At 68.6% G+C, this 9,787-nt stretch carries 11 protein-coding genes; all 11 read right to left on the minus strand.

Annotation, left to right across the window (positions count from 1 at the left end; translation table 11 throughout):
- On the minus strand, window positions 1-969 hold a 969-nt coding region (locus ACE3T5_RS19410), incomplete at its 3' end, for a phosphatidylserine/phosphatidylglycerophosphate/cardiolipin synthase family protein (RefSeq protein ID WP_374669755.1).
- A gap of 11 nt (window positions 970-980) precedes the next feature.
- A complete protein-coding gene (locus tag ACE3T5_RS19415) occupies window positions 981-1,712 on the minus strand; it encodes an endonuclease/exonuclease/phosphatase family protein (RefSeq protein WP_374669756.1) in 732 nt (243 codons plus the stop codon).
- A 23-nt stretch (window positions 1,713-1,735) separates the two neighbouring features.
- Complete coding sequence (locus ACE3T5_RS19420) at window positions 1,736-2,053, minus strand: CcdB family protein (protein WP_374669757.1); 318 nt, start codon at window positions 2,051-2,053, stop codon at window positions 1,736-1,738.
- Window positions 2,054-2,055: 2 nt separating this feature from the next.
- Window positions 2,056-2,328, minus strand: a complete 273-nt coding sequence (locus tag ACE3T5_RS19425) for a type II toxin-antitoxin system prevent-host-death family antitoxin (protein ID WP_374669758.1) — start codon at window positions 2,326-2,328, stop codon at window positions 2,056-2,058.
- A 79-nt stretch (window positions 2,329-2,407) separates the two neighbouring features.
- Window positions 2,408-2,857 carry a dihydroneopterin triphosphate diphosphatase gene (nudB, locus tag ACE3T5_RS19430; RefSeq protein ID WP_374669759.1) on the minus strand — a complete coding sequence of 150 codons (450 nt, stop codon included), beginning with the start codon at window positions 2,855-2,857 and terminating at the stop codon, window positions 2,408-2,410.
- A gap of 113 nt (window positions 2,858-2,970) precedes the next feature.
- On the minus strand, window positions 2,971-4,770 hold the full coding sequence (aspS, locus tag ACE3T5_RS19435) for an aspartate--tRNA ligase (RefSeq protein ID WP_374669760.1): 1,800 nt from the start codon (window positions 4,768-4,770) through the stop codon (window positions 2,971-2,973).
- A gap of 58 nt (window positions 4,771-4,828) precedes the next feature.
- Entirely contained in the window at window positions 4,829-5,443 is a 615-nt protein-coding gene (locus ACE3T5_RS19440) for a DUF502 domain-containing protein (protein WP_374669761.1), read from the minus strand.
- Window positions 5,444-5,455: 12 nt separating this feature from the next.
- Window positions 5,456-5,806: an FmdB family zinc ribbon protein gene (locus tag ACE3T5_RS19445; protein ID WP_374669762.1), complete on the minus strand. Its 351-nt coding sequence runs from the start codon at window positions 5,804-5,806 to the stop codon at window positions 5,456-5,458.
- A gap of 101 nt (window positions 5,807-5,907) precedes the next feature.
- Complete coding sequence (locus ACE3T5_RS19450; protein WP_374669763.1) at window positions 5,908-7,374, minus strand: sodium:solute symporter family protein; 1,467 nt, start codon at window positions 7,372-7,374, stop codon at window positions 5,908-5,910.
- A 93-nt stretch (window positions 7,375-7,467) separates the two neighbouring features.
- Window positions 7,468-9,024 carry a ubiquinone biosynthesis regulatory protein kinase UbiB gene (ubiB, locus tag ACE3T5_RS19455; RefSeq protein ID WP_374669764.1) on the minus strand — a complete coding sequence of 519 codons (1,557 nt, stop codon included), beginning with the start codon at window positions 9,022-9,024 and terminating at the stop codon, window positions 7,468-7,470.
- On the minus strand, window positions 9,021-9,674 hold the full coding sequence (locus tag ACE3T5_RS19460; protein ID WP_374669765.1) for a hypothetical protein: 654 nt from the start codon (window positions 9,672-9,674) through the stop codon (window positions 9,021-9,023). Before ACE3T5_RS19460 ends, ubiB begins: the two co-directional genes overlap by 4 nt.
- Window positions 9,675-9,787: the final 113 nt, after the last annotated feature.

Here is a 9,787-nt window from a genome sequence, read left to right on the forward strand (position 1 = left end):
CCAGCGGCTGTCGATCACCGCCACCTTGGCATGCAGGAAGCTGGGCTCGTACTCGTGGATCTGCACGCCGGCGGCCAGCATGGCGCCGAACACCGGCCGCGCGGCGTAGAACTGCATGAAGTACTCGTAGCGCCCTTGCAGCAGCAGACACACCCGCACGCCGCGCCGCGCGGCCTGCACCAGCGCACGCCGCATGCGCCCGCCCGGTACGAAGTAGGCGTTGGCGATGATGATCTCGTGGCGTGCGCGGCCGATGGCGCGCAGGTAGGCGCGCTCGATGTCGGCGCGATGCCGCAGGTTGTCGCGCAGCAGCAGGGTGGCCCGCGCGCGGGGCACGCCGTGGCGCGGCGTGCGATGCGCGGGCTGGCGCTCCTGCGTTTCCGCGCGCCACGTTTCCAGCGCGCCCGTCAGCTCGGCGCGACGCAGGTGGCTCACGGTGTCGGTGCGCTTCCACAGGTTGCGCATCGCCTCGCGCATGTCCTCCACCAGCGCGCCCTGCACACGCAGCGAGAAATCCAGCCGGGGTGACTGCAGCGCGCCATGGTTGGGATCGTGGAAGTCGTCCAGGATGTTGATGCCGCCGCAGAAGCCGACCTCCCCGTCCACCACACACAGCTTGCGGTGCAGCCGGCGCCACTGCCCCGGCCACAGCAGGCCCAGCGCGCCCACCGGCGAGTACACCAGCCAGTGCACGCCGGCCTGCGAGAGGCGGGCCTCCCAGCCATCGGGCAGGCTGGGGCAGCCCACGCCATCGACCAGCACGCGCACCAGCACGCCGCGCCGCGCCGCGCGTTCGAGGGCATAGGCCACCTCGGCGCCGTCGCCGGTGACGTCGAAGATGTAGGTCTCCAGCAGCACCTCGGCGTGCGCGGCGTCGATGGCCGTGACGAGCGCGGGAAAGAACGCGAGGCTGCCTTCCAGCAGCTCGATGTGATGGCCGGGCTTGAGGGCGGGCGCCGGGCGGGGCATGGAGGGCCTGCTCAGGTGAGCCGGAACTCGGCGATCAGCGGCAGGTGATCGGACATGCGCCACCAGATGCGGCCGCGCGGGATGAGCATGCCTGTGGGCTCCAGGCCGCGGGCGTACACGTAGTCGAGCTGGGTGATGGGCAGGCGCGAGGGATAGGTATGGGCGCGCTCGCCGGTGAAGTCGCGCAGGCCCAGCGCGTTCATGGCCGGGCGCAGCTTGGCGCCCCAGTCGTTGAAGTCGCCCGCCACGATCAGCGGCGCGCGACGCGGGATCTCGCGCTCGATGTAGCGGCCGAGCTGCTGCACCTGCCGGTCCCGGCTGCCCGCGATCAGGCCCAGGTGCAGCACGATCACGTGCACCAGGCGCCGCTCGACCTTCACCTCCACGTGCAGCAGGCCGCGCTGCTCGAAGCGGTGGTCGGACATGTCCTCATGTCCTTGCGAGACCACCGGCCAGCGCGAGAGCAGCGCATTGCCATGCTCGCCATGGCGCGTCTTCGCGTTGGTCTGGTAGACAGGGTAGTAGCCCTCGGGCGCCAGGAACTCCGCCTGCGGCAGCTCGGGCCAGCGGGTGAAGTAGCGCTCCTCGCGGCGGTGCAGCTTGCGCACCTCCTGCAGGCACACCAGGTCGGCATCGAGCTGCTCCACTGCGTGGCCCAGGTTGTGGATCTCCAGCCGGCGCACCGGCCCCAAGCCCTGCACGCCCTTGTGGATGTTGTAGGTGGCCACGCGCAGGAGGTTCATGGCAGGGTGTCCGGACGCCGGAATCAGACGCCTGCGATCACGGCGTCCAGCGCATCGACAAAGACCGCTGACTCATGTCGCAGCGACGCCACAGGCGTCCGCAGCAACTTCGCCGGAAACGGTGCGCAGAGGTGCGCCGCCGGGTAGAGCCTCTCCCCCTTCACGTGCACCGGCTGCGCCAGCCGGTGGGGCCATCCCTGCGGGTCGCGGGGTAGACGCGCCAGCGGCATGACGAGCCGCGTGGAGTGGTGATCGAGCTGGTCGCTCTGAAGAACGACTAGGAAGGGGAAGCCTTCCCGTTGTGCGGCGGCCGGGTTCTCGTAGGCGTCGAACTGCGCCATGGTCACCAGGGCCGATACTCTTCGCCTGGAATGCCGTGCTTCTCGACCAGTTCGTTCTGCATGTCCACCCAGTCCTTGTACTGCTCGTAGAACGCCTTGCCCGTACTGGCGCCCTTGCGTCGCGCGCCGCTGGCGGCCTTGAGTGCCTGGTAGGCATCGAAGCCGATAAGGACGGTGTCGGGCCGCCCGTCCTTGTCGACGATGACCGGCTCGGTCTTGGCACGGCTGCAGTAATAGCCGAATCGGTTCTTGGCTTCCGTGGCGCTGATGGACATGAGGGACCTCCACGCGGCCATTTTAGCCATCGAGCTTTCGTGCGCATGGCATCCTCACGCTCAACTCACGTCACCCCGGTCAGCCGGCCAGGCGCGGCAACTGCAGAATGGCCTCGGCATTGGACGGCGAGAAGCACGCGTCCGCCGCCTCGCGCCAGGGGAGCCAGCGCCACTCGGTGTGCTCGCGCGGGTTCAGCGTGACGGGGGTGCCAGCCGGCACGCACAGGCCGAACACGCGCTCACGGTTGCGCGTCACGCCCGGCGGGTAGCGGTGCAGATAGCGCGGCCAGATGTCGTAGACGTTCTCCATGCCCCAGTCGGACAGGCGACCGATGGCCGCGCCGATGCCCGTTTCCTCGTGCACCTCGCGACGCGCGGTCTCGTCGAAGGGCTCGTCCTCGCTGTCCTTGGAGCCGGTGACGGACTGCCAGTGCTGCAAGGCATCCGCGCGACGGATCAGCAGCACCTCGAGCGCCGGCGTGTGGATCACCACCAGCACGGACAGCGGGATCTTGTAGGGCCGGGTCATGGCAGCCCCGATTCTGCGTCACGGCGGGGGCACCGCCGTGACGCCCCCGCGGCTCACTGGACTACCCTACGTCCTGAAGGACTGCGGGATTCGCCTTGGGGCGGCCCGGCGGCTCAGGCCGCCTGCACGTTGCGCAGGCGGATGTGCAGCTCGCGCAACTGCTTCTCGTCCACCGGCCCGGGCGCGCCGGTCAGCAGGCACTGGGCGCGCTGCGTCTTGGGGAAGGCGATCACGTCGCGCAGGCTCTCGGCGCCCGTCATCAGCATGACGAAGCGGTCCAGGCCGATGGCGATGCCGCCGTGCGGCGGCGCGCCGTACTGCAGCGCGTCTAGCAGGAAGCCGAACTTGAGCTGGGCTTCCTCGGCGTCGATCTTGAGCGCGCGGAACACCTTGCTCTGCACTTCCTCGCGGTGGATCCGGACGGAACCGCCGCCGAGCTCGATGCCGTTGAGCACCGCGTCGTAGGCCCTGGCCAGGCATCGGCCCGGGTCCGTCTCCAGCCAGTCCTCGTGCCCGTCCTTGGGCGAGGTGAAGGGGTGATGCACCGCGTTCCAGCGCTGGCCGTCCTCGTCGAACTCGAACATCGGGAAGTCCACCACCCACAGCGGCCGCCACTGGCCCTCGACCAGGCCGCGGGCCTTGCCGAACTCGCTGTGGCCGATCTTCACGCGCAGCGCGCCGATGGCGTCGTTCACCACCTTGGCCTTGTCGGCGCCGAAGAAGATCAGGTCGCCGTCCTGCGCACCCGTGCGCTTGATGATCTCGGCCAGCGCCGCATCATGGATGTTCTTGACGATGGGCGACTGCAGGCCCTCGCGGCCCTTGGCGGCCTCGTTCACCTTGATGTAGGCCAGGCCCTTGGCGCCATAGATCTTGACGAACTCGGTGTAGCCGTCGATCTCGCCACGGGTCATCTCACCGCCGCCCGGCACGCGCAGGCCGACCACGCGGCCATCCGCGGCGTTCGCGGGCCCGGAGAAGACCTTGAAGTCCACGTCCTTCATCACGTCGGTGAGCTCGGTGAACTGCAGCTTCACGCGCAGATCCGGCTTGTCGGAGCCGTACAGCGCCATGGCGTCCGCGTGCTTCATGACCGGGAAGGCGCCGATGTCGATGCCCAGCACGTTCTGGAAGGTGCTGCGGATCATGCCCTCGAACATGGTGCGGATCTCCTCCTCGGTGAGGAAGGATGTCTCCACGTCGATCTGCGTGAACTCGGGCTGGCGGTCGGCGCGCAGGTCCTCGTCGCGGAAGCACTTGGTGATCTGGTAGTAGCGGTCGAAGCCGGACACCATGAGCAGCTGCTTGAAGAGCTGGGGCGACTGCGGCAGCGCGAAGAACAGGCCGTCGTGCACGCGGCTGGGCACGAGGTAGTCGCGTGCGCCCTCAGGCGTGCTCTTGGTGAGCATGGGCGTCTCGATGTCGATGAAGCCGTTGGCGTCAAGGAACTTGCGCACCTCCATCGTCACCTTGTAGCGCAGCATCAGGTTGTTCTGCATGTACGGGCGGCGCAGGTCCAGCACGCGGTGCAGCAGGCGCGTGGTCTCCGACAGGTTCTCGTCGTCCAGCTGGAACGGCGGCGTGACGGAGGCGTTGAGCACGATCAGCTCATGGCACAGCACCTCGATCTTGCCGCTCTTGAGGTTGTCGTTGGTCGTGCCTTCCGGCCGCGCGCGCACCAGGCCGCGCACCTGCACGCAGAATTCGTTGCGCAGGCTCTCGGCGGTGGCGAACATCTCCGGGCGGTCCGGGTCGCACACGACTTGCACGTAGCCCTCGCGGTCACGCAGGTCGACGAAGATCACGCCGCCGTGGTCGCGCCGCCGATTGACCCAGCCGCAAAGCGTGACGGTCTGGCCGAGCAGGGCCTCGGTCACCTGGCCGCAATAGGTCGTGCGCATTTGTTGGGACATGGGAATACCTTCAGGCAGGGGAAACTGGCAATGGAGAGAGCGGCCCGCGCGGGCCGGATCAGCGGTTCTTGGCGGCGCCGGGCGTGACCACGCCCATGGACACCACGTACTTCAGCGCCTCGTCCACGCTCATCTTCAGCTCCACGCAATCGGTCTTGCGCAGCATCATGAAGTACCCGCTTGTGGGGTTGGGCGTGGTGGGCACGTACACGGAAACGTAGTCGCTGTCGTGCAGCGCGTCCTTCAGTTCGCCGCCGGGCGCGCCGGTGACGAAGGCGATCGTCCAGGTACCCTGGCGGGGCCACTCGATCAGCACGGCGGTGCGGAACGCGTTGCCGCTCTCGGAAAACAGCGTGTCGGAGACCTGCTTGACACTGGAATAGATGGACCGCACCACCGGGATGCGATGCACGATGGCATCGCCCAGGGCGACGAGCTTGCGGCCGATGATGTTGCTGGCGGCGGCGCCCACGACCAGCAGGATGGCCAGGGTGAGCAGCACGCCGAAGCCAGGGATGTGGATGCCCAGCAGCTTGTCGGGGTGCCAGTGCGCCGGCAGGATCTGCAGCGTCTGGTCCAGCAGGCCGATGACCCATTGCAGCACCGAGACCGTGATGGCCACCGGCACCACGACGAGCAGGCCCGCCAGCAGCCACTTGCGAAGGGCGTGCATGCCGCCGGCCCGTCAGTGGCAGGCGCAGGAGCTGCCGCAGCCCCCGGCGGAGGCGGAGGGCGCATCGCTCTTGGCGGGCGCCGAGGCGCCCTCGGAGGCGCCACCGGTGGAGGGCTTGTCGACGGGCTTGTCGGCGGCCTTCTCGCCGGTCTTGTCCGCCGCGGGCGCGGCTGCGGAGGAGCCGCCGCGGAAGTCGGTCACGTACCAGCCGGAACCCTTGAGCTGGAAGCCGGCCGCGGTGACCTGCTTGCTGAAAGCTTCGGCGCCGCAGGCGGGGCACACGGTGAGCGGGTCGTCGGAGATTTTCTGCAGCACGTCCTTGGCATGGCCACAGGAGCCGCATCGGTAGGCGTAAATGGGCATGGCGCGCGAGGAGGTGGAAGGATGCAAAGCCTTCAATTATAGGCGGGCCCCCGGCTTTCAACCGGGGGGCCGGCAGGCCGCCGCGCGCGGGCGCAGGGGCCTCAGGCGGCGCCGGCTGCCTTGCCCGTGCCTTCGAAGTGGTGCACGTGGCCCTTGTGGTCGGGCAGCCACTGGGGTGCGAGCGAGCCGAAGATCATGCCGGCGAAGGCCGCGATCAGGCCCGCGAGCTGCTGCGGGAAGGCCTCGGACAGGCCGGTGGCGATGAAGAACAGCCAGGTGCCGAGACCCATCACCACCGACAGCAGGGCGCCCTGGGTGGTGGCGCGCGACCAGTACAGGCCCAGCACCAGCGGCACGAAGGCGCCCACCAGCGGCACCTGATAGGCGCCGGAGACCAGGTCATAGATGGTCGTGCCCTGCATGATGATGGCGTAGGCCAGCACGATGCCGGTGAACACCAGCACCGAGATGCGCATCGCCTTCAGCGTGGCCTGGTCGCTCATGCCGGGCTTGAGGTTGCGCAGGATGTTCTCCACGAAGGTGGTGCTGGGCGCCAGCAGCGTGGCCGAGGCGGTGGACATGATGGCCGACAGCAGCGCGCCGAAGAAGGCCACCTGCAGGATCACCGGCATCTTCTCCATCACCAGCGTGGGCAGCACCTTCTGCGGGTCGTCAGCCAGCAGCTTGGTGCCGGCCTCGCCCATCACGATCACGGCCGCGGTGACGATGAACATCGGGATCAGCGCGAACAGGAAGTACAGGGTGCCGCCAATGATGGGGCCGCGCTGGGCCGTCTTCGCGTCCTTGGAGGACATGACGCGCTGGAACACGTCCTGCTGGGGAATGGAGCCCAGCATCATGGTGATGGCCGCCGCGAAGAAGAAGATCCAGTCCTTGGTCTCGCCCGTGGTGGGGAAGAACTCGAACTTGCCGTTGGTCGCCGCGTAGTCGATCACCTTGCCCGCGCCCCCGGCGAGATCGGCCGCGAACCACGCGATGGCCAGCAGGCCGATCGCGATGACGATCATCTGCACGAAATCGGTGAGGGCCACGGACCACATGCCGCCGTACAGGGTGTAGACCAGCACCACGGCCGTACCGATGACCATGCCCATCGTCACGCTGATGGTGTCGGGCGCGAGCAGGTGGAACACCAGGCCCAGGGCGGTGACCTGCGCCGCCACCCAGCCCAGGTAGCTGAAGATGATCATGACCGAGCAGCTCACCTCCACCGCGCGACCGTAGCGCTGGCGGTAGTAGTCGCCCAGGGTGATCAGGTTGCGCTGGTAGAGCTTGTAGGCGAAGAACAGGCCCACGAGGATCAGGCACATGGAGGCGCCGAAGGGGTCTTCCACCACCGCGCCCAGGTTGCCCGAGACGAACCGGGCCGAGACGCCGAGCACGGTCTCCGAGCCGAACCAGGTGGCGAACGTGGTCGCGATCACCACCGCCAGCGGCAGGCTGCGGCCGGCCACCGCGTAGTCGGCCGTGTTGTGCACGTTCCGGGCGGCATACAGGCCGATGGCGATGGACGCCACGAGGTAAAGCACGATGAAGCTGATGAGCATCAGGGACTCCTCTTGAGTGACGGTGGCGCGGATTATGGGCGAACTGGCTGCACGGCTGCAGTGTCCCTTCGGACCGCGGGCCCAGGGATCTCCCTAGAAAAGCCGCACCCGGATGACGATCTGCATGACGATCAGACCCAAAGCAAAACCCACGCCGCCCCACACGAGGCCCTGAAGCAGCCGGTTGGTGCGCTTCTGCTCGGCCAGCAGTTCCCGCAGGTCGGCGCGGTCCTGGTCGGGTCGCTGCTTCAGGAAGCGCTGCACCAGCAGGGGCAGCTCCGGCAGCAGCTTGGCGTAGCGCGGCGCCTGGTCGCGCAGCTCGTCCAGCAGGCGCTGCGGTCCGACCTGGTCGACCATCCAGCGCTCGAGGAAGGGCTTGGCCGTGCTCCACAGGTCGAGATCGGGGTCGAGCTGGCGGCCCAGGCCCTCGATGTTGAGCAGGGTCTTCTGCAGCAGCACGAGCTGCGGCTGGATCTCCACCTGGAAGCGGCGCGAGGTCTGGAACAGGCGCATCAGCACCATGCCGAGCGACAGCTCCTTCAGCGGGCGGTCGAAATACGGCTCGCACACGGTGCGCACCGCGGCCTCCAGTTCGTCGACGCGCGTGCCCGGCGGCACCCAGCCGGACTCGATGTGCAGTTCCGCCACGCGCTTGTAGTCGCGCCGGAAGAAGGCGGTGAAGTTCTGCGCCAGGTATTCCTTGTCGTACTCGGTCAGCGTGCCGATGATGCCGAAGTCGAGCGAGATGTAGCGGCCGAACGTCTCGGGCGCGATGCTCACCTGGATGTTGCCCGGGTGCATGTCGGCATGGAAGAAGCCGTCGCGGAACACCTGGGTGAAGAAGATGGTGACGCCGTCGCGCGCGAGCTGCTTGAGGTCCACGCCCGCGGTCTTCAGGCGTTCCACCTGGCTGATGGGCACGCCTTCCATGCGCTCCATCACGATGACCTCGTCGTGGCAGTAGTCCCAGAACATCTCCGGGATCAGCACGAGGTTGAGCCCCGCCATGTTGCGGCGCAGCTGCGCGGCGTTGGCGGCCTCGCGCACCAGATCCAGCTCGTCGTGGAGGTACTTGTCGAACTCGGCCACCACCTCGCGCGGCTTCAGGCGGCGCGCGTCGTACGAGGCGCGCTCCATCCAACCGGCCATCATGCGCATGAGGTCCAGGTCCTTCTCGATCACCGGCAGCATGCCGGGCCGCAGCACCTTCACCGCCACCTCGCGCACCTCGCCGCTGCGCAGGCGCAGCGTGGCGAAGTGGACCTGCGCGATGGACGCGCTGGCCACCGGCTCGTGCTCGAAGGTCTCGAAGATCTCGGCCAGCGGCCGGCGGAAGGCACGCTCGATGGTGGCCACGGCCACCTGCGGGGGGAACGGGGGCACCCGGTCCTGCAGCAGCGCGAGCTCGTCGGCCACGTCGGCCGGCAGCAGGTCACGCCGGGTGGAGAGCACCTGGCCGAACTTGACGAAGATGGGTCCCAGGTGCTCCAGGGCCATGCGCAGCCGGCGGCCGCGTGGCGCGTCGAGCTTGCGGCCGAAGGTGACCACGCGGGCCAGGCCGCGCAGCCGGAAGCCGGACAGCACGAGCTCGTCCAGCCCGTAGCGCAGGACGATCCAGACGATGAAGGCGGCGCGCAGGTAGCGCGTCATCCCGGTGCCTGCGCAGGCCCAGGGGGCGGGGTCGGCGCGGTGGCGGCCGCAGCGTCCGGCGTCGGCGCCGTGCGCGGCGGCTCGGCAGATGCAGCCGGTGCCGGTGCGGGCGCCGGGGGCATGCCCACCGAGGCGGCCGCGCCGACGAAACGCCGCATGGCCTCGGCCATGCCGCGCGCCATGCGGCCCATCGCATGCGCGGGCGCGTCGCCGACGATGCGGGCGAGGTCTTCCTCGATGTCCCAGCGCACGTGATCCACCAGCCACTGCACCTCGGCGGCGAGCTGCACGTCACCCTCGATGCGCACCGCCGGCTTGTCGCCGCGCAGCGCCGCCTGCGCGAGCGTCCAGGGGGACTCGTCGGTCACGGTCACGTTGAGGTCCGGCGCGGGGCCGGCAGGGGCCAGGTCGAGCAGGCCGGCGGGCGTGGCCTGCAGGCGCAGGGTGAAGGCGCGCCAGCGGGCCTCCAGCACGCGGCCGGACTGCCGCTGCAGACGAGCCTGCGCCTGGGGCTCCTGCTGGAGCACGTGATTGAGCAGCAGCACCAGCCGCCGCTGCATCTCATCCACCAGCCAGGGTGGCGGCTGCAGGGCCTGCCCGACACGTTGGAGCAGGTCTTCGAGGAAAGGGGGCGGCAGCGAGGAGGCCATTGGTAGACGTTGGTTCCTAAATTGAATAAATCCAGGAGCGAACGCCCCCTTCCAAACCGTGCATGCGGATTTCCCGCACACGGCTTACCAGTGGTCTGTCGGCTCGCAGCATT

This window comes from Ramlibacter sp. (genome assembly GCF_041916345.1).
Taxonomy (GTDB): Bacteria; Pseudomonadota; Gammaproteobacteria; order Burkholderiales; family Burkholderiaceae_C; genus Ramlibacter.

Bases quoted from the DNA above. Each gene is read 5' to 3' on its own strand.
- ACE3T5_RS19415 (WP_374669756.1), bottom strand. From the start codon at position 1,712: ATGAACCTCCTGCGCGTGGCCACCTACAACATCCACAAGGGCGTGCAG.
- ACE3T5_RS19420 (WP_374669757.1), bottom strand. From the start codon at position 2,053: ATGGCGCAGTTCGACGCCTACGAGAACCCGGCCGCCGCACAACGGGAA.
- ACE3T5_RS19425 (WP_374669758.1), bottom strand. From the start codon at position 2,328: ATGTCCATCAGCGCCACGGAAGCCAAGAACCGATTCGGCTATTACTGC.
- nudB (WP_374669759.1), bottom strand. From the start codon at position 2,857: ATGACCCGGCCCTACAAGATCCCGCTGTCCGTGCTGGTGGTGATCCAC.
- aspS (WP_374669760.1), bottom strand. From the start codon at position 4,770: ATGTCCCAACAAATGCGCACGACCTATTGCGGCCAGGTGACCGAGGCC.
- ACE3T5_RS19440 (WP_374669761.1), bottom strand. From the start codon at position 5,443: ATGCACGCCCTTCGCAAGTGGCTGCTGGCGGGCCTGCTCGTCGTGGTG.
- ACE3T5_RS19445 (WP_374669762.1), bottom strand. From the start codon at position 5,806: ATGCCCATTTACGCCTACCGATGCGGCTCCTGTGGCCATGCCAAGGAC.
- ACE3T5_RS19450 (WP_374669763.1), bottom strand. From the start codon at position 7,374: ATGCTCATCAGCTTCATCGTGCTTTACCTCGTGGCGTCCATCGCCATC.
- ubiB (WP_374669764.1), bottom strand. From the start codon at position 9,024: ATGACGCGCTACCTGCGCGCCGCCTTCATCGTCTGGATCGTCCTGCGC.
- ACE3T5_RS19460 (WP_374669765.1), bottom strand. From the start codon at position 9,674: ATGGCCTCCTCGCTGCCGCCCCCTTTCCTCGAAGACCTGCTCCAACGT.